A 23,856-nucleotide genomic window follows, 5' to 3' on the forward strand; every position below is an offset into this window, starting at 1 on the left:
CTGCGCCGCGTACCCGCCGCGGAACCCGCCCCGCACATCTCATCCAGCCCCGCATCATGGCCCGGGTATTCGGCCAGGCTGCGCTGGCACATGGACGCTGGGAACGCGGCGCCCTGCTGGGGCTGCTGGCCGCCACGGCGGTTCTGTACTGCTGGGGCCTGGACCGGAACGGCTGGGCGAACTCCTACTACTCCGCGGCCGTGATGTCCGGCGCGCAGGACTGGACGGCCTTCTTTTACGGCTCCTCGGACCCTGCCAATGCCATCACCGTGGACAAACCTCCCATGAGCATCTGGGTGATGGCCCTGTCGGTCCGCCTGTTCGGCCTCAACAGCTGGAGCATCCTCCTGCCCCAGGCCGCCATGGGGGTCCTGACCGTCTATTTGCTGTATGTGCTGGTCCGCCGCTACCTCGGCGCCTCCACAGCCCTCCTCGCGGCAACGTTTATGGCCGTGACGCCGGTAAGTACCGTGATGTTCCGGTACAACAACCCTGACGCCTTGCTGATCCTGATCATGGTGGCCGCAGCGCTGGCTGTGGCCACGGCCATCGACAGGCAACGGCCATCGCTGATGATCCTCGCCGGAGCCCTGGTGGGTGCTGGATTCCTCACCAAGCAGCTCCAGATCAGCCTCATCCTCCCGGCACTCGCGGTGACGTATCTGGCCTTCGCTCGGATCCCCTGGCGGCGGCGTTTCCTGCACCTGGGGTACGCAGCAGCCGCGGCATCAGTGGTGGCCGGCTCCTGGCTGGTGGCCGTTCAGACAGCCGACCCTACAAGCAGGCCATTCATCGGCGGGTCCAGAACCAACAGCACCCTGGAACTTGCGCTGGGCTACAACGGTTTGCAGCGCCTCACCGGCGAGGATTTGGCTCGGACAACCCCGTCCGGTGCCCAACTGGAGGAGTGGGACAGTGGCTATCAACGGTTCCTGCAACCCCAGTTCTCAGGGCAGTTCGGCTGGTTCCTGCCGTTGGCCGCCGTCGGACTTTTGATTGCTGCCCTGTGGCTGGCCAAACGGTACGGCAGCCGTGGGGCGCGAAGCCTGCTGCTCCTGGCGGCCGTCTGGTTTGCCACCTCGGCAACGGTGCTCGCATTTATGTCCGGCATGGTCCACCCGTACTATTCCCTGACAGCCGTGCCCCCGTTGTGTGTGCTGGCCGCCGTGGCATTGGCCTATTTTCTTCGATCAAAGGGTCGGCTTACCAGGATCATCTTCGCCGTGACGCTGCTGTCTTTGGCCAGCATGGCCTTCCTCACGGCAGGCCGGTCGCCGTCCGAATTTCCTGCCGGCGCCCAGTTGCTCCTGATCGGGTGGGCCGTGGCCATCGCCCTGCGGATGGTCCCCGGGGCTCCCCCTGCCCTACGGCGGGCCTCGATGCCGCTGCTCCTGGCCTGCGTTGTCCTGGGCCCCGCCGTCTGGTCCGTCAACACGGCCCTCAGTCCGCATACAGGGGCCGCAGTGACGGCAGGGCCGGCCATCTGGGGCGTCAGGACCGACCATCCGGACAAGCAACAGCTCGAATCCATCCTGGCGCCCGGTCACGTGGCCCTGGTCCTGGGCAGCTCACCGTCCGCGGGGCTGGAAAGCTCCCTGCGCAGCATCCCCCCGTCGGTAACCTGGGTGGCTGCGGTCGTCGGGTCTGAAACGGCAGCAAACTACCAGCTGGGACTGGGTCGCGCCGTCCTTCCGCTGGGCGGTTTCGACGGCACAGACCCATATCCCACGCTGGAACAGTTCCAGGCCCTTGTGGCAGACGGCAAGGTGGGTTCCCTGGTGGTCCAGGACCTGCCGCCGCTGACGCTGGAAGGCAAAGGCGAGTCGGCCCGGATCGTGGCATGGGTCCGTGCCACCTTTCCCGCCCGGGACGGCGACGGCGCCGAACTGTACCTCCTGCACCAGCCCTGAAACGCGGAACAGCCCGCCCCGCCAATGGCGGGACGGGCTGTCCGGACAAGCGGTTTAGCGCTTGGAGTACTGCTGTGCCTTACGGGCCTTCTTGAGACCGGCCTTCTTACGCTCGATCACGCGGGCGTCGCGGGACAGGTAACCGGCCTTCTTCAGGGTGGCGCGGTTGTTCTCGACGTCGATCTCGTTCAGTGAACGGGCGATGCCGAGACGCAGTGCACCGGCCTGGCCGGAGATGCCGCCGCCGTGGATGCGGGCGATAACGTCGTAGGCGCCTTCGAGATCAAGGATCTTGAAGGGCTCGTTGACGTCCTGCTGGTGCAGCTTGTTCGGGAAGTAGTTGTCCAGCGCGCGGCCATTGATGGTCCACTTGCCGGAGCCGGGCACAACGCGGACGCGTGCAACGGCTTCCTTGCGGCGGCCAACTGCTGCACCGGCAACAGTCAGGGCCGGACGCTCCTTCTTGGGAGCTGCAGCGTCTGCTGCAGAGCTCTCAGAGGTGTAGCTGGTCAGGGTTTCCTCAGCCTCAACGGCTTCGGTGGTCTCTTCGTTCTGAGCCACGGTTCTCCTTGTATTAAGTAAGTTGTTTGGTGGCCAGGACTACTGGGCGACCTGGGTGATTTCGAAAGTCTTGGGCTGCTGGGCGGCGTGGGGGTGCTCAGCACCGCGGTACACCTTCAGCTTGCCCAGCTGCTGGGCAGCGAGGGAGTTCTTGGGGAGCATGCCACGGATGGCCTTCTCAACGGCGCGGACCGGGTTGGATTCCAGCAGCTCCGCGTAGTTGACGGAGGTCAGGCCGCCCGGGTAGCCGGAGTGGCGGTATGCGCGCTTCTGCTCCAGCTTGGCGCCGGTCAGGGCAACCTTCTCAGCGTTGATGATGATGACGAAATCGCCCATGTCCATGTGGGATGCGAAAGTGGCCTTGTGCTTGCCGCGCAGCAGGATTGCGGTCTGGCTGGCAAGACGACCAAGGACAACGTCTGTGGCGTCAATGACGTGCCACTGGCGGTTGATATCGCCGGGCTTCGGGGTGTACGTACGCACGGTGTTTGCCTCGTTCTTGTTCTGGCGTTCTTTTTTAGGCTCCACTCAGGGGTGGACACCTACTATCTATGCGCTACCGGAACAGAGGTGAGGACTCTATGTAACCAGTGATCCTGGGGCTCCGAATGCGCCCGTTGGGTAGTCATCCTGCAACCGGATTCCCACTCGGGCACGCACCATCGGAATAGGACACGCACAACGACTACCAAGATTAGCGCGTTAGGGGGTTCGGGGTCAAAATGGGGTGGCGGGGCGCCTAAAACAGCACGTCCGGCAGGGCCAATACAGGGGGTTGCGGTGGCTGTGTGGGGAAATGATGGCGCGGGCGCCTGGCTGCTGATCCTGGCCGCCTTTCTGGCCGGCCTGGCCGCCTCCCCGGCGGCCGGGGTGCTGATCTTCCGTTTTATGCCCCGGCTCGGCCCCCTGCCGCGGACGTCAGTGCGGATTACGACGGCGGTCCTTACCGCCGTCATATGCGCCGCCTTCGCGGCGCGGCTGGGTGATACCGCGGCACTGCCGGCGTTCCTTTTCCTGGCCATTTTGGGTACGCAGCTGGCGCGGATCGACATCAGCCGGCATCTCCTGCCTAATCCCCTTGTGCTTTTACTGTTTTCCGGCGGCCTATTACTGCTATTAGTGGCCGCATTATTTGACAAGCAAGCTGGCAATGTCCTGAATGCGCTGCTGGGCGCAGGTATTTTGTTCGCCGGCTACCTTATTCTGGCCCTTATTTCGCCCGGCGCAATAGGAATGGGCGACGTCAAGCTTGCCGCGCCGGTGGGCCTGTACCTGGGGTACTTAGGCTGGAGCCAGTTGCTTTATGGCGGGCTGTTCGGGTTTGTGGTGAACGGCATGGTGACCCTGGTGGTCATCAGCACGAAGCCCCGGAATACCACCAAAGAAGTGGCCCACGGCCCGTCAATGCTGGGCGCGCTGGCCGCCGTGGCACTGCTTTTGCGCTGACCGCAGCGGCCGCAGCTCAGCCGGCCGGCCCTGCCACCTGCCGCTTTCCGGCACCCAGTACTGCCTAACTGTCCACACCCTACTGAGTACCCACCACCCCATCCGGGTAGGCCTTTTTCCGTGCCTGCGTAAAAAGTCGGGTACCACTACGCGTTGTTGCTGCGGTAGCGGAAATGGCAATCTCGTCTTAGCGAAATCCAGCCGCTAGGAAATATGGGGGCAGCTGGAAATTCGTTGAAATACAAACAATCCATTTCACCGAATCAAAGGACAATACAATGACTTCTCTCATGGTCTCAATGACTGCTTTCATCGCCGGCATCAAGGATCGCTTCGCTTCCGAAAAGGGCGCAACGGCCGTTGAGTACGGCCTGATGGTCGCCCTGATCGTCATCGCAGCCATCGTTGGCATCACGCTCGTCGGCACCAACCTGCAGACGCTGTTCAACTCCACCATCGCACCCAAGCTCGTCTAGGGATCACACCCCACGCCCCGGCGGCCCCCAGTCACCTGGGGGCCGCCATAGCACTATCGAGCAAGGAATCAGGACATGAACAGTAAAGACGAGCGTGGCGCGGCGGCAGTGGAATTTGCGCTTGTCCTGCCGCTGCTGCTTCTCATCCTGATCGGCATCATCGAATTTTCCCTGGCCTTCAATGCCCAGCTGTCACTCAACCAGGCAGCCCGTGAGGGCGCACGGTCCATGGCGATCAGCAACAACGCGGCCGGCGCCGCTACGGCCGCCGGCAACGCAGCCGGCCGGCTGGCACCGGCATCAGTCTCCACCACCTTCAGTGTCACGGGAGGTGGTTCCACGTGTTCCAGCGGACAGCAGGTCACGGCCACCACCACTTATACGCTCACCACGGCGACAGGTTTCATCGATGGCTTCACGGGACCGATCGTCATGACGGGGAAGGGCACCATGCTATGCGGCGGCTGACCAAAGATCCGGAAAATGAACGCGGGGCCACAGCCATCGCGGTGGCCTTGACCATGGTGATGATGTTGGGCTTCGCTGCCATCGCCGTGGACGTGGGTGGCATGTATGCCGAGAAGTCCGTTGTCCAGAACGGCGCCGATGCCGCTTCGCTTGCGGTGGCGCAGACCTGCGCCAAGAACTCCACCCTGCCCACCTGCGCCAGCGGGTCAAGCCTTTCGAGTGTGCTCGCGAAGGCAAACGCCAAGGACAATCTCACTAACGTGCAGTCAACCATTGTGGACAAGGCTGCAGGCAAGGTGACGGTTATCACCAACGCCGAGGAGTCCTCGGGGGTGCACTTCTCCACCTTCTTCGCCCGTATCTTCGGCACCAACACCGCCAGTATCAACGCCGAAGCCCAGGCCCGGTGGGGCGGGGCGCAGGCCGGCACGGCTGCCATGCCCATCGCCTTCTCGTCCTGCGAGGTGGATTCGTCCATCACTGCTGATGGAACCACGCAGTTCCTGCTGTCCCACGGAACCGGTGCGGGGAAGAAGGATACCTGCCACGACACCGGATCAGGCCTCGAGATTCCCGGCGGCTTTGGCTGGCTGAAGACTTCAAGCACGTGCAAGGTCAAAGTGGACCTGGCATCCCCGTGGGTGTTCAGCAACACCGGCAACAGTCCCGAAGCGGACTGTGCCGCCACGCTTCAGGGTTGGAAGACCAAGTTGCAGGCTGGCGGGAAGGTCGTTGCCCTGTTCCCGGTTTTCGATGACACCAGGGGAACCGGCTCCAACGGCGAGTTCCACCTCAAGGCTTTTGCCGCCATTGACCTTATGGGCTGGGACCTGGCCAATCAGGACCCCTTCAGCTACATGCCCGCGGCAGCGCAGGCCTTCAAGGATGCCGGGGGCTGGAAAAACAGCGACTTGGGCATTGTCGGCAAATTCATCCGCTATGTGGCCTTGGACGAATCCTTTGAGGTCGGCGGTCCCACCATCTACGGCGGCAATGTCGTGGAACTCACCAAATAAGGAACAAAGGAGAACACCGTGAAAACAAGGCTGCTGGGGGGCCTGGCAGCGTTGCTGTTGGCAGTTGTCGGATCTGTACTGATGTTTAATTACGCACAGGCAGCCGACAACCGCGCACAGCAAGGCCTGGATCCCGTTCAAGTACTCGTGCTGCAAAATGCCGTTCCGGCCGGGACGCCGGTGGCTGAGCTGGCCAAATCCACCAAGTCCACGTCCCTGCCAGGTGCTGCCGTTTCCGCAGACGCCGTCCGGGATCTCTCTGAATACGCAAACAAGGTCACCACCGTGGATCTCCAGCCCGGTGAGCAGCTGCTGGGGGCCAGGCTCGTTGACCCCAACTCACTCGCTGCTCCCGGGACGGTAGCTGTCCCGAAGGGCCTCGAGGAAGTCTCGGTCCTGCTGGAACCCCAGCGCGTGATGGGCGGCCAGCTGAAGGCCGGCGATACCGTGGGTATCTACGTCTCCTACAAACTGGATGAAGCGGCCGGCGCCGATGCACCGGTCAACGCCGACATCAAGGGCTTCAAGGAGTTTACCCGGCTGGCATTCCAGCAGGTCCTGGTCACCAGCGTCCAGCAGGCGCCGGCGGAAGCCGGCTCAGGCGCCGCCACGGACGGGCCGGCATTGCCCTCGGGATCGGTCTACGTCACGCTGGCCCGGAACGATGCGGATGCTGCCGAAATCGTCTTCGCTGCCGAGTTCGGCAAGATCTGGCTTTCCAAGGAATCGGCCGATTCGAAAGACACGGCAACCGGTCCGGTCACAGTGGGCAAGGCATCCCGATGAGCCGCTTTGTGGTCGTCACCGCCGCCCAGGACTTCCAGCGCAAGGTCCAACTCGCCGTCAAAGGCGCCCTGCACGGTTCAGTCCAGGTGCTCCCACCCTCGGTAATCCTGGGTGGACCCCAGGAACTCTTTGACCGCCTCACCGGCGAACCACCGGAAGTCCTGGTGTTGGGACCGGGCCTGCCGGAGAGCGACTCCCTCAAGCTCGCCACCGTCTTCGACCTCCAGTTCCCGGAAGTCAGCCTGGTCCTGGTTGAAGACACCGCCCCTGACCAGGTCATCCTGGCCATGCGGGCCGGTATCCGGGACATCATCAGCCCCAGCGCCGATGTGGACCAGCTGAGGATCCTCCTGGAGCGGGCGTGCCTGGCGTCGGCCGGCCGCCGGCGGGGTTTGGTTTCCGCGGCCGGACCGGAGCGGGAGCCCGGACGCGTCATCACCGTTATGTCGCCCAAAGGGGGCGTAGGCAAAACCACCGTCGCAACCAACCTGGCCATCGGCCTCGGCAGGATCGCACCCATGGGTGTGGTGATCGTTGATCTCGACGTGCAGTTTGGCGACGTGGCCAGCGGCCTGCTGCTGGAACCCGAGCACACCCTGCGGGAGGCAGTAGGCGCGGCTGCCTACCAGGACTCGATGGTCCTGAAGGCTTTCCTCACCGTGCACCCCAGCGGCATCTATGCCCTCTGCGCACCGAACACCCCCAGCGAAGCCGACCACATCAGCGGCCAGGCTGTCAGCCACTTGTTGAGCCAGATGGCTGCCGAATTCCAGTATGTCGTTGTGGACACCACCCCCGGCCTGGGGGAACACGTCCTGGCGGCACTGGAACAGGCAACGGATGCGGTGTGGGTCTGCGGCATGGATGTTCCCAGCATCCGCGGCCTGCACACAAGCTTCGCCATCCTCCGCGAGCTTCAGCTCCTGCCCCAGGGCCGGCACGTTGTGCTCAACTTCGCGGACCGGCGCAGCGGGCTGACGGTCCAGGACGTGGAAGCCACCATCGGCGTCCCCGTGGATACCGTAATTCCGCGGTCCAGGGCGGTCCCCTTCACAACAAACAAGGGCATCCCCATCCTGCAGGAGAATTCCCGCGACGGAGCTGCAAAAGCCCTGGCCAAGCTTGTGGAACGGTTCGACCCCAAGCATTCAGCTGCACCACAGAAGAAAGTACATCGACGGATGGTGATCTCATGAGTCTCGCAGAACGGTTGCAGGCAGCACGCGGCGGCCCCGCCATGCCCACTCCCAGCGGAGCAGGTGAACATGTTGTTCCTTTTGTGGACAGCCCGGACACCGGATCCGCGCCGGTGGACGCCCTGGCGGCCATCAAGCAACGCGCCGGGAAGGCCCTCTTTGAGCGGCTGGGGGCGAGGCTCACGGACACCACCCTGAGCGACGAGGATCTGCGGCAGATCGCCCGCGACGAGCTCAGCACCGTCATCGATGAAGAGCAGGTTCCCCTGACGCCGGAGGAGCGTCGACGGCTGATCCGCGACGTGGGTGATGATGTGCTGGGGTACGGTCCGCTGCAAAGGTACCTGGACGATCCCTCCATCACGGAGATCATGGTCAACCGGCCGGACCAGATCTATGTGGAACGGAACGGCAAACTGCTTCAAACGGATGGCCGGTTCAGCAGCGAAGAGCACCTTCGCAAAGTGATCGAACGAATCGTGGCCAAAGTAGGGCGGAGGATCGACGAATCTTCCCCGCTGGTTGACGCCCGGCTCGAAGATGGTTCCCGCGTCAACGCCATCATCCCGCCCCTGGCGGTCAACGGCTCGTCGCTGACCATCAGGAAGTTCAGCAAGGTGCCCCTGACCGTGCCGGACCTGATCAGTTTCGGCACCCTCACCCCCCAGATGGCTGAACTGTTGGATGCCTGCGTCCGGGCGAAACTGAACATCATCGTCTCCGGCGGTACGGGTACAGGGAAAACCACCCTGCTGAACGTGCTCTCCTCCTTCATTCCCCCGGAGGAACGCATCGTCACCATCGAGGACGCCGTGGAGCTGCAACTCCAGCAGAGCCACGTTGTCCGGCTGGAGAGCCGGCCGGCCAATATTGAGGGGAAGGGCGCCGTGACCATCCGCGAGCTGGTCAGGAACTCCCTCCGCATGCGGCCGGACCGGATCGTGGTGGGTGAGGTACGCGGCGGCGAGTCCCTGGACATGCTCCAGGCGATGAACACCGGCCACGACGGCTCCATCTCCACCGTTCACGCCAACTCCCCCAGGGACGCCGTGGCCCGCTTGGAAACCCTGGTGCTGATGGCGGGCATGGACTTGCCCCTGCGGGCAATCCGCGAGCAGGTTTCTTCCGCCGTCAACCTCATCGTCCACCTTTCGAGGCTCCGGGACGGCACCCGCCGGGTCACGCACATCACCGAAGTCCAGGGCATGGAAGGGGAAGTGGTCACACTGCAGGACGCCTTTGTCTTCGACTACTCCGCCGGCGTGGACAGCCTCGGCAGGTTCCTCGGCCAGCCCGTCTCCACCGGTATCCGGCCCCGGTTTGCCGATCATTTCGCGGAGCTGGGGATTAATATCAACCCCGAGATCTTCGCGCCCCGGCCCATGCAGATGGGGAGGCGATGACCGTGCCCGGCCAACTGGTATTCGTCTTCGGAATAGTTGCCATTACCGCTGCGGTGCTCATCGCACTGGTGGTTGTTTTCAAACCGGCGGGCGGCTCCGTACCGATGGAGCGGCGACGTCCGTTCGGCAACCCGGACCAGGGCGTGCTGACCCGGATCACCGAAGCCACGGTGAAGTTCGTGGAGACGAGCCTTTCCCGCCGGGCGCCGGCAACATCGCAGTCCACCTCGTTGCTGGTCCAGGCAGGATTGACGCTGCCACGGGCCGACTTCCTGGTGCTTGCGGCGGCGGGAACCCTGGTCAGTGCCGTGGTGGGGTTCATCCTGCAGGGGGCCGGCATGGCCCTCCTGTTCGCCATCCTGGTCCCCGTCCTGGCAAGGGTCTACCTGTCGGTGCTGGTCTCGCGTCGCAGGAGCCGGTTCGGCGAACAGCTCACGGACACCCTGACCATGATCTCCGGTGGGCTGCGGGCTGGCCACAGCGTGCTCCGGGCCATCGATGCGGTGGCCCAGGAAGCCAACGAACCCACTGCTACGGAGTTCTCCCGCGTAGTGAATGAGACCCGGCTTGGCCGGGACCTGCAGGAATCCCTGGGTGATGTGGCGGTCCGGATGAAAAGCGATGACTTCCGGTGGATGGCCGAGGCCATCGAGATCAACCGCGAGGTGGGTGGCGACCTCGCCGAGGTCTTTGACCAGGTGGGCGAAACCATCAGCGAGCGGGCCCAAATCAAAGGCACCGTCAAGGCGCTGAGCGCTGAAGGCAAACTGTCGGCCATCATCCTGATGGCCCTGCCGATTCTCCTGCTGGTCTTCCTCAGCCTGGTCAACCCCAAATATATGGGCAACCTCTTCGGCCACCCGGTCGGCTGGATGCTGCTGGGAATTGCCACCGTCATGATGGCAATCGGCGGTTTCTGGGTCCATAAAATCAGCGATCTGAAATTCTAGGGGATTTGTTATGCAGCCAATTGTCTGGGGCATCATCGCCGTAACCATGGTGCCCGCATCCATCCTGCTGTGGTCGGTCGTCGCTGTCGACAGGAAGTCCCACACAGTGATCCAGGGCAACCTTGCCCGCGGTCTCAGTGCCGGCGCCTCCGGGCCGAAAGCCCAGAACATGAACCTGGAGCGGATGGCGCAACGGCTAACGCCCAAAGGCTACATCGGAAAGCTGGACAGGCTCCTGGCCCTGGCCGGCAGGCCGGCGTCCATGCCGTTGTCCCGGCTCCTCGTCGCAAAACCGGCACTGGCGCTCATCGCGGCCGTCCTGATGATGCTGCTGCTCAGCCGTGGCGCCACGCCGCAGCTGCTCCTGCTTGCTGTTTTCGTTACCGCCCTTGCCTACTTCGTCCCGGATCTGCTGGTCCACAGCCGGGGTGCGGAGCGGCAGAAGAAGATCCAACTCGAGCTGCCCAACACCCTGGACCAGATGCTCATTTCAGTTGAGGCCGGGCTCGGTTTCGAGTCGGCCATGGCCAAGGCAGGCCAGAATGGCAAAGGGCCCCTTGCCGTGGAACTCATCCGGACCCTGCAGGACATGCAGGTGGGCCGCAGCCGGCGCGAATCGTATCTGGCAATGGCCGACCGCAGCAGCGTGCAGGACCTTCGGTCTTTTGTCCGGGCCATCGTGCAGGCCGACACCTACGGCATCGCCATCGCCAAGGTCCTGAAGTCCCAGGCGCATGAAATGCGCGTCAAGCGCCGGCAGCGCGCTGAGTACAAAGCCATGAAGCTTCCGGTCCTGGTGCTTTTTCCGCTGCTGCTGTTCATCTTCCCGGTGATCTTCATCGTCATCCTGGGTCCTGCGGTCATCAACATCATCGAAGCGTTCAGCTGAGCCTTCACCATCCATAGACCGGACCCCCTCGGAACCCAGAACCGAGGGGGTCCTTTATGGAGTTTGCCTGCCGGTGGTGAAGAACTACTCCCGCCGTGCCCGCGTCAGTTCCGCCCGCGCCAGCAGCTCAGGGCCTGACGGATAGGCGACTTCGGCGAGGACCAGGGGGTGTGGTGCGGCCAGCACCGACTTGGCGTCCCGCTTCCGCTCCATCAGCCGCTCGTAAAGCCATCCCGGCTGGTGTTGGCCCTCCCCCACATAGAGTGCTGAGCCAATCAGGGCCCGCACCATGTTGTGGCAAAACGCGTCCGCCTGGACTGTTGCAACCAGGACCCCGTCCCCGCCCCGGGAAAATTCAAACCGTTGCAGCTCGCGGACGGTCGTGGCGCCTTCCCGCGGCTTGCAGTAGGACCGGAAATCCTGCAGCCCCAGGAGCCGGGATGCTCCCTGGTTCAGCGCCGAAACATCCAGCGGGTTCCGGTGCCAGAGAGTGTAGGACCGGCCCAGCGGATCCCAGAGTGCCTGCCCGTCCGCGATCCGGTAGGTGTAGCGGCGCCAGAGCGCCGAGAACCGGGCGTCGAACCCGGGCAGCGCCGGATCCACCGAATGCACTTCGACGGCGCCGGACAAGTCACCCAGGATCCGGCTCAGCGCACCGCGGATCCTGCGAAGGAGCGCGACGGCGGGATCCAGTTCGTGCCCGCGCGGCAGTCCGCGCCATTCCTCTTCGCGAAGGTCAAGGTGGACCACCTGCCCGCGGGCGTGCACACCGGCATCCGTGCGGCCCGCCACCGTGACCCGGACCGGGCGCCGGAGCAACAGCGCGAGCGACTCTTCCAGGACCCCCTGGACGGTCCGCCGTCCCGGCTGGAGGGCCCACCCGCTGAAGGGGCCGCCGTCGTACGAAAGATCAAGCCGGATACGCAAAAACCCGCCGCCCCCCAAAACGGGGGCCGCGGGTTTTTGGTCGTTCATAGACTCAAGTCTATGCGAAGGAAGTCAGCGAATTACTTCGCGTCCTTCTCCTCGGCGGCCGGAGCCTCGGCGTCGGCGGCCGGAGCCTCGTCAGCAGCAGCTTCGTCAGCGGCGGGAGCTTCGGTGGCCGAAGCCTCTTCTGCAACGGGAGCCTCTTCGGCGGGTGCTTCCTCAGCAACCGGGGCGGCCTTGGCGGCAGCCTGGGTGGCTTCGGCGACAACAGCCTGCTTGGCGGAAACCGGCTCGAGAACCAGTTCGATGACAGCCATGGGAGCGTTGTCGCCCTTGCGGTTGCCGATCTTGGTGATGCGGGTGTAGCCGCCGTCGCGGTTCTCCACTGCCTGGGCGATGTCGGTGAACAGCTCGTGGACAATGCCCTTGTTGCTGATCAGGCCGAGTACGCGGCGGCGTGAAGCCAGGTCGCCACGCTTGGCGAAGGTCACCAGACGCTCTGCGTAGGGCTTCAGGCGCTTGGCCTTGGTCACCGTGGTGGTGATCCGCTTGTGCTCGAACAGTGCGGCGGACAGGTTCGCGAGCATAAGACGCTCGTGAGCCGCTCCGCCTCCGAGGCGCGGACCCTTAGCGGGGGTAGGCATAATAGTTTCTCCTCATATGGAAGCCAGTGGGCTGCGCACACCGTGGTGCATCCAGCCAGCCGGCCAAGATCTGTTTGTTAGAGTTCGTCGTCGCCGAAAGCGGCGTCGTCCTCTTCAATTGCTGCGGCGCGTGCTGCGAGGTCAAAACCGGGAGGCGAGTCCTTGAGGGACAGGCCCAGTTCAACCAGCTTTGCCTTGACCTCGTCAATGGACTTCGCACCAAAGTTGCGGATGTCCATCAGGTCGGCCTCGGAGCGTGCAACGAGTTCACCCACGCTGTGGATGCCCTCACGCTTGAGGCAGTTGTAGGAACGGACGGTGAGGTCCAGATCCTCGATCGGCAGTGCCATGTCAGCTGCAAGTGCAGCGTCTGTGGGCGACGGGCCAATCTCGATACCTTCAGCTGCGGTGTTCAGCTCGCGGGCCAGACCGAACAGTTCCACCAGGGTGGTGCCTGCGGAAGCAACCGCATCGCGCGGGGCGATGGCCTGCTTGGTCTCGACGTCGACAATGAGCTTGTCGAAGTCGGTGCGCTGCTCAACACGGGTTGCTTCCACGCGGAAGGTGACCTTCAGGACCGGCGAGTAGATGGAGTCGACCGGGATACGGCCGATCTCTGCATCGCCGGACTTGTTCTGAGCTGCCGAAACGTAGCCGCGGCCGCGCTCGATGGTCAGTTCGAGTTCGAACTTGCCCTTCGAGTTCAGCGTGGCAATGTGCAGATCCGGGTTGTGGAATTCGACGCCGGCCGGCGGAGCAATGTCCGCGGCGGTGACGACTCCGGGGCCCTGCTTGCGCAGGTAGGCAACAACCGGCTCATCGTGCTCGGAGGAAACCGAGAGGCTCTTGATGTTCAGGATGATCTCGGTGACATCTTCCTTGACACCCGGAACCGTGGTGAACTCGTGCAGCACGCCATCGATCCGGATGCTGGTGACAGCAGCGCCGGGGATGGAGGAAAGCAGGGTACGGCGGAGGGAGTTTCCGAGGGTGTAGCCGAAGCCCGGTTCCAGCGGTTCAATGATGAAACGCGAACGGTTTTCGGAGACTACCTCTTCGGAGAGGGTGGGGCGCTGTGCAATGAGCACTTAGGTTTCCTTTCGGCGAGCATCCGCTATATGACGCAACACAGGTGGTGGAAATGCGGTCTGAAGACTTAACGCGCTGGGCCTGCCCGGACCATCAGTGGTCCGGGCAAGCTTATGCAACGTCGAAAGGCTTAGACGCGGCGGCGCTTCGGCGGGCGGCAACCGTTGTGCGCTGCGGGGGTGACGTCCTGGATGGAGCCAACCTCCAGGCCAGCGGCCTGCAGCGAGCGGATTGCGGTTTCGCGGCCGGAGCCCGGGCCCTTGACGAAAACGTCGACCTTGCGCATGCCGTGCTCCTGCGCACGCTTTGCAGCGGCTTCGGCAGCCATCTGGGCAGCGAACGGGGTGGACTTACGCGAACCCTTGAAGCCAACCTCACCTGAGGAAGCCCAGGAGATGACAGCACCGTTCGGATCCGTGATGGAAACGATGGTGTTGTTGAACGTGCTCTTGATGTGCGCCTGGCCAAGCGCGATATTCTTCTTGTCCTTCTTACGCGGCTTGCGAACCGCGCCACGAGTCTTCGGGGGCATTTTTTCTCCTACAGAAAGTTTATTGGGGGAAAGCTGGCGCTTGGACCCACACTTGCCGGGTTCCCGGGCTCACCGAAGTGGCCTCAGGAGGCAGGTGCGGTTTAGCGAGCCTTCTTCTTGCCGGCGACGGTACGCTTCGGGCCCTTGCGGGTACGTGCGTTGGTCTTCGTACGCTGTCCGCGTACGGGCAGGCCCTTGCGGTGGCGCAGGCCTTCGTAGCTGCCGATTTCAACCTTGCGGCGGATATCTGCTGCTACTTCGCGGCGAAGGTCACCCTCAACCTTGTAGTTGCCTTCAATGTAGTCACGCAGCTCAACCAGCTGGGCATCCGTGAGGTCCTTAACGCGGACGTCAGAGCTGATGCCAGTGGCAGCCAGGGTTTCGTGTGCACGGGTCTTGCCCACGCCGTAGATGTAAGTAAGCGCAATTTCCAGCCGCTTTTCGCGGGGAATGTCTACGCCAGCGAGACGAGCCATAGTGGCAGTACTCCTTGATAAACCGGAGGTCCTAGGCAGTACACCCGCACGTTCCGTGCGGCCCCAGCCTCCGACCGGGGGTTAGCTGTCCGGGCTCAATACGTCCCAGTTCAGCTTGTGCTGCCTTTTATTTACTTGCGTGGGTTAGCAACCCAGGGTTTTCCTTCAGGGAAGGAAATTAGCCCTGGCGCTGCTTGTGGCGCGGGTTCTCGCAGATCACCATGACCCGGCCATTACGGCGGATCACTTTGCACTTTTCGCAGATCTGCTTGACGCTCGGCTTGACCTTCATGGCGTTCCTTTGCGTGTAACAGTTGGTCAACTGGAGCAGCGGCAGCGGATGCCGCAACTGCCCAGCAATTTACTTGTAGCGGTAGACGATACGACCACGTGTGAGGTCGTACGGGCTCAGCTCCACCACTACGCGGTCCTCGGGGAGGATCCGGATGTAGTGCTGGCGCATCTTTCCAGAGATGTGTGCCAGAACGATGTGCTTGTTGGTGAGCTCAACGCGAAACATCGCGTTAGGCAGCGCCTCGGTCACAACGCCTTCGATCTCAATGACCCCGTCCTTCTTGGCCATACCCTCCGCTAACTGTTGTTGCCGCAGCCCTGCCGGATTGCACCGGGAAAGACCACGAACGTTTTTGTTGGATCGATCATCTTCTCCTGAGCCCAAAAGGGCGCGGCAGTCCAGACAACCAACAAGCAACACTACCCTGTTCGCCGGTAAAAGTTAAATCGGCCATACTAACCTACGTGGTGCCGAATGCACCATAATCCCCGGCGGGCGTGCGCACCGGTTCGGCGCAGGCGATGCCGTCCAGGATGGCGGCACGCACGACGTCGGCTGCCGCGCTTTGCAGCGTCACCAGGCTGATCTGCCGGGCCGTTCCGGTGCTCCGGTCCAGGGCCACGGCGCCGGTGGCCAGGCAGAAGACCGCGTCCCCGTCCGCCAGCGTGTGGGACGGGTTCAAGGCCCGCGCCAGCCCGGCATGGGCGGCCGCTGCCGTCCGTTTGCACTCCGCAGGGTCAAGGACAGCGTTGGTGGCTACTATCACCAGCGTGGTGTTAAGCGGTGGGCCGTCTGCCGGCGCCGCCGCTTGCCGGGCAGGTTCAAACGGCAGGCCCAGGGCATTGACCACAGCGAGCGCGCCCACCACCACACCGCCGGGAAGGGTGGCAGAGGCGGTGCCGACACCGCCCTTGTAGGTCCTGCCAATCACGGCCCCGGTACCTGCCCCCACGTTCCCGCGGCCGACGTCGTGCCCTTCAACCTGGCGCCCGGCTGCGGCAGCTGCAGCGTATCCCATGTCCGGGGTGGGCCGGGCGGAAAAGTCGCCGCCCCGGCCCAGGTCGAAGATGGCCGCGGCCGGCACGATGGGGACCACGCCGCCCGGAACGGCGAACCCGCGGCCGTTCTCCTCACACCAGCGCTGCGCCCCTGCCGCCGAGGCAAGTCCGTACGCGCTGCCGCCGGTCAGGACCACGGCGTCCACGGTGGAAACGAGGGTGGTGGGATCCAGGGCATCCGTTTCATGGGTGGCCGGGCCGCCGCCCTGGACGTCCACGGAGCCCACAGTGCCCGGCGGGGGCAGGACCACTGTCACCCCGGACAGCCAGCCGCCGCCGACTTGCTGGACCTGCCCCACCCGGATACCGGGCACATCAGTGATCGCTCCCATCCCACCATTCTCCTCCCCCTCCCCCAACTAGGTCGCAGTTGTTGTCGTTTTGGGGCCCCAAAACGACAACAACTGCGAGTCAGTTGGGTCCCGAAGGCGGGGAAAGGTGACCACCCCCGGCGGCGGAAACGAACTTTGCGCCACCCGGACTTCAACGGTCCGTAAACAGCCAGGAAAGGGTTGGCCAACAATTCCCGGGAAGCCGGAAACCGTCGCTTTGGCCACTGACCGGTGTGGTGGAGTGAGAGTCAGCTCCCCCTCCGCAGCGCCCTGACCAGGGCCTTCTTCGTAAGAGACCCATGACCACTTCCCTTTCCGGGGCCAGGCCTGCCATGCAACCGGCACCGCCGCCCGCCCCGACCCCACCTGCAGCCCGGCCGCGCTGGTCCGCCAGGTCCCGCCGGGACTTCATTGTCTTCCTGGCGCTCGCCCTGCCCAACCTGGTGCTGATCGGGACGTTCACCTACCTCCCGCTGCTGAACAACATCTACTACTCCACGCTGAACTGGACGCTGGGCTCCGCCTCGGCCACCGTCGTCGGACTCGAAAACTACGTCAGGTTCTTCACCAGCGCGGACGCCCCCAAGGTCCTGGGCACCACCGCCATCTTCACCGTGACCACCGTGGGCGGCTCCATGGTCCTTGGGCTGCTGGTGGCCGTGGCCCTGAACAGCAGGGTCCGCGGCACCACGTTCGCCCGCGCCGCCGTGTTCGCCCCCTACGTACTTTCCGGCGTTGGCGTAGGACTCGTGTGGCTGTTCATCTTCGACCCCGGGTACGGCGTACTGTCCTGGCTCCTCCGCGGACTGGGCCAGCAGAGCCCGCAGTGGATCAACAATCCGGAACTGTCGCTGGTCATGGTGATCATCGTGTACGTCTGGAAGAACCTGGGCTACTGCGCCGTGGTGTTCCTGGCCGGACTGCAGTCGCTGCCTAAAGATGTAATGGAGGCCGCTGCCCTGGACGGGGCGGGAAGCTTCCGCCGTTTCCTCAGCATCTCCGTGCCGCTGCTCTCCCCCACTACGTTCTTCCTGCTGATCACCACCATGCTCAGCTCGCTGCAGGCCTTTGACCTGATCCGGATCATGACCCCGCTGGGTTCCGGCACCAGCACCCTGATCTACGAGGCCTACCTGCAGGCCTTCGGCGCCTACAACCGCGCGGGCTACTCCGCCGCCATCTCCGTGGTGCTCTTTGCCATCCTTTTGGTCATCACGGTGCTGCAGCTGCGGTTCGTCGAGCGGAAAGTCCACTACTCATGAGCGCGCCCACCGCCCCCGCAGTCCCCCGCGCCGACAGCGTGGACGACGACGGCCCCGCACCGCGGGTGCGCCCCTTCAGCCGGACCAATCTGGTCCAGACCCTCCTGGCCGGCTACGTTCCGCTGGTGGTGGCCGTACTGGTGGTGTTCCTGCCGCTGCTCTGGATGGTGTTGAGCTCGTTCAAGCAGCCGGGCGAGATCGTCACCCTTGACCTCCAGGTGCTGCCGAAAAGCCTGGACCCGGAAAACTACCGGATCGCCACCACCACCGTGCCGTTCGGCCAGTTTTTCCTCAACAGCACCGTGGTGACGGTGGTGGGCTCCGGCATCAAGGTGCTGCTGGCCATCCTCACCGCCTACGCGTTGGTCTTTGTCCGCTTCCCGGGCAAGAAGCTGATCTTTGTGCTCATCCTGGTGGCGCTGATGGTCCCGGCACAGGTGTCCATCCTGCCCAACTACATCCTGATCGCCGGGATGGGCGGCAAAAACACCCTGTGGGGCATCATCCTCCCCGGCCTGGGAACAGCGTTCGGCACGTTCCTGCTGCGCCAGCACTTCCTCACCCTGCCGGCTTCCATCATGGAGGCCGCGGAGATTGACGGCGCCGGGCACTGGCGCCGGCTCTGGCAGGTGGCGGCCCCGGTATCCCTGCCCTCCATCGCCACCGTGGCCCTGGTGACCGTGGTCAGCGAGTGGAACGAATACATCTGGCCGCTGATCATCACCGACAAGCCCGAAAGCATGACGCTACCCGTAGGCCTGACCCTGCTCCAGAACTCCGAAGGCAACGGCGCCGGCTGGGGCATCATGATGGCCGGTGCCGTCCTGGTGATCCTGCCCATCCTGGTGGTTTTCGCCATGCTGCAGCGCTACATCGTGGCCGGCCTGACCCAGGGCAGCGTCACGGGCTGATCCCCCGGCCACCCGCCGTCGGCCGTTCCTTCCAACCAAAAACTCTCCTCCCACCGCATCCAGCCGGACCTCCGGGCTGCGCCGCAGCCTGCCCCGGCACAAACGAAAGGCACCACCCATGGCACCGAAACCACTGAAGCTGGCACTGGACCGCAGGCTCTTCCTTTCCCTGGCCGGAATGGGGGCCGGCGCCGCCGCGCTCAGCGCCTGCGGTGGCCCCTCCACCGCTGCCGGCACGGGTCCCAGCGAGACGGCCCTGAATTTTGACGGCGTCACCCCCGCCGCGTCCATCGATTTCTGGTCCAACCACCCGGGCAAGTCCCAGGACGTGGAAAAGGACATGATCGCGCGCTTCGAGGCCAAAAATCGCGGGATCAAGGTCAACCTGGTCACAGCCGGCGCCAACTATGAGGAAATCGCCCAGAAGTTCCAGACGGCGCAGGCCGCGAAGTCCGGTTTGCCCGCGCTGGTGGTGTTGTCTGACGTCTGGTGGTTCCGCTACTACCTCAACGGGAACATCATCCCGTTGGACTCCCTCATCAGCCAGCTGGACGTCAAGCTGGACGACTTCCGCACCTCCCTGGTGGACGACTACAAGTACGACGGCCAGCAGTGGGCCTTGCCCTACGGCCGTTCCACTCCGCTGTTCTACTACAACAAGGACCACTTCGCTGCTGCCGGGCTGCCGGACAGGGCGCCCGCCACCTGGCAGGAATTCGCCGAATGGGCACCGAAGCTGAAGGCAACCACCGGGGCCCAGTACGCGTTTATGCACCCGGCCCTGGCCGGCTACGCGGGCTGGACCCTGCAGAACAACCTCTGGGGCGAAGGTGGCTCATGGTCCAGGGACTGGGAGGTCACCTGCGATTCGGCCGAGTCGGTGGCGGCACTCCAGGCAGCCCAGGACTCTGTGTACAAGGACGCCTGGGCCGGGGTGTCTTCGAAGGAATCGGCTGATGACTTCGCTGCCGGCCTGGCCTCGGCTACGGTGTCCTCCACGGGCTCGCTGATCGGCATCCTCAAGTCCGCCACCTTCAACGTGGGCGTTGGTTTCCTTCCCGGCGGTTCCAAGGCCAAGACCGAGGTGTGCCCCACCGGCGGCGCGGGCCTGGGCATCCCCAGCGGAGTCACCCCTGAGGAGCAGCTGGCCGCAGCCATGTTCCTGCAGTTCGTCACCGAGCCGGAAAACACCGCTGCGTTCTCGGCCGCCACGGGCTACATGCCCACCAGGAAGTCGGCCGACATGACCGCCGTGCTGGCCAAGACCCCGCAGATCAAGACCGCAATGGACCAGCTGGCTGTGACCCGCGTCCAGGACAACGCCCGGGCGTTCCTGCCCGGCGCGGACCAGGAGATGGCCAAGGCGGCGGCGAAGATCCTCACCCAGGAAGCGGACGTCAAAACCACCATGACCGAGCTGAAGGCTACCCTTGAGGGCCTGTACAACACCGATGTGAAGCCCAAGCTGAAGGCATAACCTTCCGCTGAAGGCCAGGTGCGACTGCCAAAGCTGCACCTGGCCTTTTGTGCTGTGGACAGCTTGTTCAATCTATTGATTAACGATAGATTGCCATTGTTGTTCGATACTAGGAGCTGTCCGTGGGAAAACTGTCCATCTTCGCCCTCCGCATTGTGCTGGCTCTGGTCCTCGCAGGCTCGCTGTTTGTCCAGGTGCGTATGGTGCCGCTGCTGGCCGTGGACCTGGAAGAGGCGGGCGCACCAGCAGGGCCCCGGGTCGCGGCGCTGGTTATCGTGGTGCTGGGAATCCTGTGCGTCGAAATCACTGCGGTCTGCGTCTGGCGGCTGCTGACCATGGTCCGGCGCGGCACCGTCTTCTCGCTGGCGGCTTTCCGCTACGTGGACATCATCTTCGGCGCCATGACCGCGGCATCCCTGCTGGTGTTTGGCGTGGCTGTCCTGCTGGCACCCGGCGACATCGCCCCCGGTGTGGTCCTGCTGGTGTGCGGCGCCGCGTTGCTGGTGGCCGGCGTGGCATTAATTGTCCTGGTCCTGCGCACGCTCCTGGCCCAGGCCGTGGCCCGGGACGCGGAAGCCACCACCCTGCGTTCGGAACTGGACGAGGTCATCTGATGCCCATCATCGTGGACATCGACGTAATGCTGGCCAAGCGGAAGATGCCGGTGGGGCTGCTGGCCGAAAAGATCGGGATCACCCCGGCCAACCTGGCCGTGTTGAAGAACGGCCGGGCCAAGGCTGTCCGGTTCACCACCCTAGAAGCCCTGTGCGGGGTGCTGGACTGCCAGCCGGGCGACCTCCTGCGCTGGGAGCCGGACCCAACTGACTCGCAGTAGTTGTCGTTTTCAGCGCTCAAAACGACAACAAGTGCGAGTCAGTTGGGAGGGGGCGCTACGGGATCGGTACGGGCGTGACGCCGAGGGGCACCAGGTGCTCCGCGCCGCCGTCGGGCGCTGAGAGCACCCAGATGCCTTTTTCGTGAACTGCCACAGAGTGTTCCCACTGGCAGGAGCGCTTGCCGTCAGTGGTCACCACTGTCCAGTCGTCCGCCAGCACGGCCGTGTCGATGCTGCCGCGGACCAACATGGGCTCGATGGCCAGGCAGAGGCCCGCGCGGATCTTGGGTCCGCGGTGGCTGGTGCGGTAGTTGAGCACGTCCGGGGCCATATGCATCTCGGAGCCGATGCCGTGGCCCACGTAGTCCTCGAGGATGCCGAGCGGCTTACCGCTGACACCGGAAACGTAGTCGTCGATCGCCGCGCCGATATCACCCACGTGGGTGCCTGAGGCAAGGGCCGCGATCCCCCGCCACATGGCGGCCTGGGTCACGTCGGAGAGCCGCTGGTCCTCGGGATCCGCGTCACCCACAATAACGGTCCGGGCCGAGTCGGAGTGCCAGCCGTTGACGATTGCCCCGCCGTCGATCGAGATGATGTCGCCGTTGGCCAGGACGCGGCTGCCGGGAATGCCGTGGACCACTTCCTCATTCACGGAGGTGCAGATGGTGGCCGGGAAGCCGTGATAGCCGAGGAAGTTGGACTTGGCGCCCGCCTCGTTGAGGACGGCCGCGAACACGTCGTCCAAGTGCTTGGTGGTGACTCCCGGCACCGCGGCGGCCACTGCGGCGTCAAGCGCGCGGCTGAGGACCAGTCCGGCCTCATGCATGGTGCGCATCTGGGCGTTGTTTTTGTATTCAATGCGGGGCTGGCCGAAGGCCATGGTGTGTCCTTTCAAATGGCGAAGGCTCCTCCCTGGACCGGGAGGAGCCTCGCAAAACGTTCGCCTGAATCAGGCTGCCTGTGCCGCCTTGATGGCCTGCATCACGCGGTCGGTGACTTCATCGATGGCGCCGATGCCGTCCACCTGGGTGAGGATGCCGCGCTCGGCATACTTGGCCACCACAGCTTCGGTCTGCTCGTGGTAGAGGTCCAGGCGGTGCCGGATGACGGCTTCGTTGTCATCGCTCCGGCCTGTTTCCTTGGCCCGGCCCAAAAGCCGGTGGACCAGTTCCTCGTCGTCGGCGGTCAGCTGGAGAACAACGTCAAGCTTCTCGTCGCCGGTGGCGAGGATTTCGTCGAGGTAGTCAACCTGGGCCGTCGTGCGGGGGTAGCCGTCCAGGAGGAAGCCGTTGACGACGTCGGACTCGCTGAGCCGGTCGCGGACCATCTTGTTGGTGACGCTGTCCGGGACAAAGTCACCGTTGTCCATGTACTGCTTGGCTTCGAGGCCCAGCGGCGTTTCGCCCTTGACGTTGGCACGGAAGATGTCGCCGGTGGAGATTGCAACAACGCCGAGGCGTTCCGAAATCCGCTCTGCCTGCGTTCCCTTGCCGGACCCGGGAGGTCCAATAATCAGCATTCTCGTCATCGCAAAAGCCCTTCGTAGTGACGTTGTTGTAGCTGCGCATCAATCTGCTTGACGGTCTCCAGGCCAACACCCACCATGATCAGGATCGAGGTGCCACCGAACGGGAAGTTCTGGTTCGCGTTGATCAGCACCAGGGCAACCAACGGGATCAGCGCAACGAAGCCGAGGTACATGGCACCGGGGAGCGTGATCCGGGAGAGGACGTACTGCAGGTAATCAGCGGTAGGTTTGCCGGCACGGATGCCGGGGATAAAGCCGCCGTACTTCTTCATGTTGTCCGAGACCTCTTCAGGGTTGAAGGTGATCGCGACGTAGAAGTAGGTGAAGAACACAATCATGGCGAAGTACAGCACCATGTAGATCGGGTGGTCGCCTCGGGTGAGGTTGTTGTTGATCCACTCAACCCACGGCTGGATCGGCTCGCCGGCCTTGGGCTGGTTGAACTGGGAGATCAGGCCGGGCAGGTACAGCATCGAGGAGGCAAAGATGACCGGGATAACTCCGGCCATGTTGACCTTGATGGGGATGTACGTGCTGGTGCCGCCGACGGTGCGGCGGCCGATCATCCGCTTGGCGTACTGCACGGGGACGCGGCGCTGGGACTGTTCAACGAACACCACCAGTGCCACGGTGAGCAGGCCCACGGCCAGGACGATAAAGAACGTTCCGGGGCCCTGCGAGGTCCAGATGGCGCCGAGCGAGGACGGGAAGGTCGCCGCAATGGACGTGAAGATGAGCAGCGACATGCCGTTGCCCACGCCCTTCTCGGTGACCAGCTCGCCCATCCACATGATCAGGCCGGTGCCGGCCGTCAGGGTGATGATCAGCAGGATCGTGGTGATGATGCTGTCGTCGGGGATGATCGGGAGGTTACAGCCGGGAAGCAGCTGGCCGGAACGCGCCAGCGAAATCAGCGTGGTGGCGTTCAGCAAACCGAGGGCGATGGTGAGGTAGCGCGTGTACTGGGTCAGTTTGGACTGGCCCGACGCGCCCTCCTCGTACAGCTGCTGGAACCGGGGAATAACCACCCGGAGCAGCTGGACGATGATGCTGGCCGTGATGTACGGCATGATGCCCAGAGCGAAGATGGACACCTGGAGCAACGCACCGCCGCTGAACAGGTTGACGAGCTGGTAGAGCCCGCCTGCGGTCTGACCGTTCTGCAAGCATTGCTGGACATTCTGGTAGCTCACACCGGGCGAGGGAATGTACGCACCCAAGCGGAAGATGGTGATGATTCCCAGCGTGAACAACAACTTGCGTCGCAGATCAGGCGTGCGAAAGGCCCGGCCAAATGCGCTAAGCAAGCGTCCTCCTGTGGTGTCAAAGAGAGTGGTGTGATGGGGATCTATAAATCCCAACAACCGAGTCTAACGGTTGATTGCG

General features: G+C 63.9%; 28 protein-coding genes. 15 read left to right on the plus strand and 13 right to left on the minus strand.

The window, feature by feature from the left end; all coding sequences use genetic code 11:
* Window positions 1-56: 56 nt before the first annotated feature.
* A complete protein-coding gene (locus ACRB8A_RS13570) occupies window positions 57-1,910 on the plus strand; it encodes a glycosyltransferase family 39 protein (protein WP_432244871.1) in 1,854 nt (617 codons plus the stop codon).
* A gap of 54 nt (window positions 1,911-1,964) precedes the next feature.
* On the opposite strand, the gene rpsI is transcribed toward ACRB8A_RS13570, so the two are convergent.
* Together rpsI and rplM are read right to left on the minus strand one after the other, a co-directional pair.
* A complete protein-coding gene (gene rpsI / locus ACRB8A_RS13575; RefSeq protein ID WP_050684362.1) occupies window positions 1,965-2,471 on the minus strand; it encodes a 30S ribosomal protein S9 in 507 nt (168 codons plus the stop codon).
* Window positions 2,472-2,510: 39 nt separating this feature from the next.
* Entirely contained in the window at window positions 2,511-2,954 is a 444-nt protein-coding gene (gene rplM, locus ACRB8A_RS13580; protein WP_050684363.1) for a 50S ribosomal protein L13, read from the minus strand.
* Between the two features lie 297 nt (window positions 2,955-3,251).
* Between rplM and ACRB8A_RS13585 the strand changes: the two genes are divergently transcribed.
* The 9 genes from ACRB8A_RS13585 (at window position 3,252) to ACRB8A_RS13625 (ending at window position 11,101) form a co-directional block, all read left to right on the plus strand.
* A complete protein-coding gene (locus ACRB8A_RS13585) occupies window positions 3,252-3,917 on the plus strand; it encodes a prepilin peptidase (RefSeq protein ID WP_432244872.1) in 666 nt (221 codons plus the stop codon).
* A gap of 278 nt (window positions 3,918-4,195) precedes the next feature.
* The gene (locus ACRB8A_RS13590; protein WP_050684365.1) at window positions 4,196-4,393 is read left to right on the plus strand and encodes a Flp family type IVb pilin; all 198 of its coding nucleotides are present in this window, start codon (window positions 4,196-4,198) and stop codon (window positions 4,391-4,393) included.
* Between the two features lie 75 nt (window positions 4,394-4,468).
* Complete coding sequence (locus ACRB8A_RS13595; RefSeq protein ID WP_050684366.1) at window positions 4,469-4,861, plus strand: TadE/TadG family type IV pilus assembly protein; 393 nt, start codon at window positions 4,469-4,471, stop codon at window positions 4,859-4,861.
* Window positions 4,849-5,877 carry a pilus assembly protein TadG-related protein gene (locus ACRB8A_RS13600; protein ID WP_432244873.1) on the plus strand — a complete coding sequence of 343 codons (1,029 nt, stop codon included), beginning with the start codon at window positions 4,849-4,851 and terminating at the stop codon, window positions 5,875-5,877. The genes ACRB8A_RS13595 and ACRB8A_RS13600 overlap by 13 nt, the downstream gene beginning before the upstream one ends.
* Window positions 5,878-5,895: 18 nt before the next feature.
* The gene (gene cpaB, locus ACRB8A_RS13605) at window positions 5,896-6,663 is read left to right on the plus strand and encodes a Flp pilus assembly protein CpaB (RefSeq protein ID WP_432244874.1); all 768 of its coding nucleotides are present in this window, start codon (window positions 5,896-5,898) and stop codon (window positions 6,661-6,663) included.
* The gene (locus ACRB8A_RS13610; protein ID WP_056597002.1) at window positions 6,660-7,859 is read left to right on the plus strand and encodes an AAA family ATPase; all 1,200 of its coding nucleotides are present in this window, start codon (window positions 6,660-6,662) and stop codon (window positions 7,857-7,859) included. Before cpaB ends, ACRB8A_RS13610 begins: the two co-directional genes overlap by 4 nt.
* Window positions 7,856-9,262 (plus strand): CpaF family protein, encoded by a 1,407-nt coding sequence (locus ACRB8A_RS13615; protein ID WP_050684370.1) that lies wholly within the window; start codon window positions 7,856-7,858, stop codon window positions 9,260-9,262. The genes ACRB8A_RS13610 and ACRB8A_RS13615 overlap by 4 nt, the downstream gene beginning before the upstream one ends.
* Window positions 9,259-10,212, plus strand: coding sequence for a type II secretion system F family protein (locus tag ACRB8A_RS13620; protein ID WP_432244875.1), 954 nt, complete (start codon window positions 9,259-9,261; stop codon window positions 10,210-10,212). Before ACRB8A_RS13615 ends, ACRB8A_RS13620 begins: the two co-directional genes overlap by 4 nt.
* Window positions 10,213-10,222: 10 nt before the next feature.
* Window positions 10,223-11,101, plus strand: a complete 879-nt coding sequence (locus ACRB8A_RS13625; protein WP_056596997.1) for a type II secretion system F family protein — start codon at window positions 10,223-10,225, stop codon at window positions 11,099-11,101.
* A gap of 84 nt (window positions 11,102-11,185) precedes the next feature.
* On the opposite strand, the gene ACRB8A_RS13630 is transcribed toward ACRB8A_RS13625, so the two are convergent.
* The 8 genes from ACRB8A_RS13630 to ACRB8A_RS13665 all read right to left on the minus strand — a co-directional run bounded on the left by ACRB8A_RS13630 (window position 11,186) and on the right by ACRB8A_RS13665 (window position 16,454).
* Window positions 11,186-12,076 carry a tRNA pseudouridine synthase A gene (locus ACRB8A_RS13630; protein WP_432244876.1) on the minus strand — a complete coding sequence of 297 codons (891 nt, stop codon included), beginning with the start codon at window positions 12,074-12,076 and terminating at the stop codon, window positions 11,186-11,188.
* Window positions 12,077-12,108: 32 nt separating this feature from the next.
* Window positions 12,109-12,672 (minus strand): 50S ribosomal protein L17, encoded by a 564-nt coding sequence (gene rplQ, locus ACRB8A_RS13635; RefSeq protein ID WP_050684373.1) that lies wholly within the window; start codon window positions 12,670-12,672, stop codon window positions 12,109-12,111.
* A gap of 77 nt (window positions 12,673-12,749) precedes the next feature.
* Window positions 12,750-13,760, minus strand: a complete 1,011-nt coding sequence (locus ACRB8A_RS13640) for a DNA-directed RNA polymerase subunit alpha (RefSeq protein ID WP_050684374.1) — start codon at window positions 13,758-13,760, stop codon at window positions 12,750-12,752.
* A gap of 131 nt (window positions 13,761-13,891) precedes the next feature.
* On the minus strand, window positions 13,892-14,293 hold the full coding sequence (gene rpsK, locus ACRB8A_RS13645) for a 30S ribosomal protein S11 (protein ID WP_018769149.1): 402 nt from the start codon (window positions 14,291-14,293) through the stop codon (window positions 13,892-13,894).
* Window positions 14,294-14,394: 101 nt separating this feature from the next.
* Window positions 14,395-14,769, minus strand: a complete 375-nt coding sequence (rpsM, locus tag ACRB8A_RS13650) for a 30S ribosomal protein S13 (RefSeq protein WP_050684375.1) — start codon at window positions 14,767-14,769, stop codon at window positions 14,395-14,397.
* Between the two features lie 178 nt (window positions 14,770-14,947).
* Window positions 14,948-15,061 (minus strand): 50S ribosomal protein L36, encoded by a 114-nt coding sequence (rpmJ, locus tag ACRB8A_RS13655; RefSeq protein WP_009358722.1) that lies wholly within the window; start codon window positions 15,059-15,061, stop codon window positions 14,948-14,950.
* Between the two features lie 69 nt (window positions 15,062-15,130).
* Window positions 15,131-15,352, minus strand: coding sequence for a translation initiation factor IF-1 (infA, locus tag ACRB8A_RS13660; protein WP_009358723.1), 222 nt, complete (start codon window positions 15,350-15,352; stop codon window positions 15,131-15,133).
* A gap of 172 nt (window positions 15,353-15,524) precedes the next feature.
* On the minus strand, window positions 15,525-16,454 hold the full coding sequence (locus ACRB8A_RS13665) for a P1 family peptidase (RefSeq protein WP_285240653.1): 930 nt from the start codon (window positions 16,452-16,454) through the stop codon (window positions 15,525-15,527).
* A gap of 299 nt (window positions 16,455-16,753) precedes the next feature.
* Here ACRB8A_RS13665 and ACRB8A_RS13670 point away from each other — a divergent pair, with 299 nt between their 5' ends.
* The 5 genes from ACRB8A_RS13670 to ACRB8A_RS13690 all read left to right on the plus strand — a co-directional run bounded on the left by ACRB8A_RS13670 (window position 16,754) and on the right by ACRB8A_RS13690 (window position 20,939).
* On the plus strand, window positions 16,754-17,716 hold the full coding sequence (locus ACRB8A_RS13670) for a carbohydrate ABC transporter permease (protein ID WP_050684377.1): 963 nt from the start codon (window positions 16,754-16,756) through the stop codon (window positions 17,714-17,716).
* The gene (locus tag ACRB8A_RS13675; protein ID WP_285240652.1) at window positions 17,713-18,627 is read left to right on the plus strand and encodes a carbohydrate ABC transporter permease; all 915 of its coding nucleotides are present in this window, start codon (window positions 17,713-17,715) and stop codon (window positions 18,625-18,627) included. The genes ACRB8A_RS13670 and ACRB8A_RS13675 overlap by 4 nt, the downstream gene beginning before the upstream one ends.
* A 133-nt stretch (window positions 18,628-18,760) precedes the next feature.
* A complete protein-coding gene (locus ACRB8A_RS13680) occupies window positions 18,761-20,104 on the plus strand; it encodes an ABC transporter substrate-binding protein (protein WP_432246045.1) in 1,344 nt (447 codons plus the stop codon).
* A 122-nt stretch (window positions 20,105-20,226) separates the two neighbouring features.
* Entirely contained in the window at window positions 20,227-20,718 is a 492-nt protein-coding gene (locus ACRB8A_RS13685; RefSeq protein WP_432244877.1) for a DUF2975 domain-containing protein, read from the plus strand.
* A complete protein-coding gene (locus tag ACRB8A_RS13690) occupies window positions 20,718-20,939 on the plus strand; it encodes a helix-turn-helix domain-containing protein (RefSeq protein WP_050684380.1) in 222 nt (73 codons plus the stop codon). The genes ACRB8A_RS13685 and ACRB8A_RS13690 overlap by 1 nt, the downstream gene beginning before the upstream one ends.
* A gap of 55 nt (window positions 20,940-20,994) precedes the next feature.
* Here the strand turns inward: ACRB8A_RS13690 and map are convergent, their stop codons facing one another.
* The 3 genes from map to secY all read right to left on the minus strand — a co-directional run bounded on the left by map (window position 20,995) and on the right by secY (window position 23,777).
* Window positions 20,995-21,822 (minus strand): type I methionyl aminopeptidase, encoded by an 828-nt coding sequence (gene map / locus ACRB8A_RS13695; RefSeq protein WP_432244878.1) that lies wholly within the window; start codon window positions 21,820-21,822, stop codon window positions 20,995-20,997.
* Window positions 21,823-21,891: 69 nt separating this feature from the next.
* Window positions 21,892-22,461, minus strand: a complete 570-nt coding sequence (locus ACRB8A_RS13700) for an adenylate kinase (protein ID WP_197273515.1) — start codon at window positions 22,459-22,461, stop codon at window positions 21,892-21,894.
* Between the two features lie 5 nt (window positions 22,462-22,466).
* Window positions 22,467-23,777, minus strand: coding sequence for a preprotein translocase subunit SecY (gene secY, locus ACRB8A_RS13705; RefSeq protein ID WP_050684383.1), 1,311 nt, complete (start codon window positions 23,775-23,777; stop codon window positions 22,467-22,469).
* Window positions 23,778-23,856 lie beyond the last annotated feature (79 nt).

This window comes from Arthrobacter sp. G.S.26 (genome assembly GCF_050847375.1).
Classification (GTDB): domain Bacteria; phylum Actinomycetota; class Actinomycetes; order Actinomycetales; family Micrococcaceae; genus Arthrobacter.

Coding starts and splice junctions, on each gene's coding strand:
- ACRB8A_RS13570 (WP_432244871.1), top strand. CDS start 57: ATGGCCCGGGTATTCGGCCAGGCTGCGCTGGCACATGGACGCTGGGAA.
- ACRB8A_RS13590 (WP_050684365.1), top strand. CDS start 4,196: ATGACTTCTCTCATGGTCTCAATGACTGCTTTCATCGCCGGCATCAAG.
- ACRB8A_RS13595 (WP_050684366.1), top strand. CDS start 4,469: ATGAACAGTAAAGACGAGCGTGGCGCGGCGGCAGTGGAATTTGCGCTT.
- ACRB8A_RS13600 (WP_432244873.1), top strand. CDS start 4,849: ATGCGGCGGCTGACCAAAGATCCGGAAAATGAACGCGGGGCCACAGCC.
- ACRB8A_RS13610 (WP_056597002.1), top strand. CDS start 6,660: ATGAGCCGCTTTGTGGTCGTCACCGCCGCCCAGGACTTCCAGCGCAAG.
- ACRB8A_RS13615 (WP_050684370.1), top strand. CDS start 7,856: ATGAGTCTCGCAGAACGGTTGCAGGCAGCACGCGGCGGCCCCGCCATG.
- ACRB8A_RS13620 (WP_432244875.1), top strand. CDS start 9,259: ATGACCGTGCCCGGCCAACTGGTATTCGTCTTCGGAATAGTTGCCATT.
- ACRB8A_RS13625 (WP_056596997.1), top strand. CDS start 10,223: ATGCAGCCAATTGTCTGGGGCATCATCGCCGTAACCATGGTGCCCGCA.
- ACRB8A_RS13630 (WP_432244876.1), bottom strand. CDS start 12,076: ATGAACGACCAAAAACCCGCGGCCCCCGTTTTGGGGGGCGGCGGGTTT.
- rplQ (WP_050684373.1), bottom strand. CDS start 12,672: ATGCCTACCCCCGCTAAGGGTCCGCGCCTCGGAGGCGGAGCGGCTCAC.
- rpsK (WP_018769149.1), bottom strand. CDS start 14,293: ATGCCCCCGAAGACTCGTGGCGCGGTTCGCAAGCCGCGTAAGAAGGAC.
- rpsM (WP_050684375.1), bottom strand. CDS start 14,769: ATGGCTCGTCTCGCTGGCGTAGACATTCCCCGCGAAAAGCGGCTGGAA.
- rpmJ (WP_009358722.1), bottom strand. CDS start 15,061: ATGAAGGTCAAGCCGAGCGTCAAGCAGATCTGCGAAAAGTGCAAAGTG.
- infA (WP_009358723.1), bottom strand. CDS start 15,352: ATGGCCAAGAAGGACGGGGTCATTGAGATCGAAGGCGTTGTGACCGAG.
- ACRB8A_RS13665 (WP_285240653.1), bottom strand. CDS start 16,454: ATGGGAGCGATCACTGATGTGCCCGGTATCCGGGTGGGGCAGGTCCAG.
- ACRB8A_RS13670 (WP_050684377.1), top strand. CDS start 16,754: ATGACCACTTCCCTTTCCGGGGCCAGGCCTGCCATGCAACCGGCACCG.
- ACRB8A_RS13675 (WP_285240652.1), top strand. CDS start 17,713: ATGAGCGCGCCCACCGCCCCCGCAGTCCCCCGCGCCGACAGCGTGGAC.
- ACRB8A_RS13690 (WP_050684380.1), top strand. CDS start 20,718: ATGCCCATCATCGTGGACATCGACGTAATGCTGGCCAAGCGGAAGATG.
- map (WP_432244878.1), bottom strand. CDS start 21,822: ATGGCCTTCGGCCAGCCCCGCATTGAATACAAAAACAACGCCCAGATG.
- ACRB8A_RS13700 (WP_197273515.1), bottom strand. CDS start 22,461: ATGCTGATTATTGGACCTCCCGGGTCCGGCAAGGGAACGCAGGCAGAG.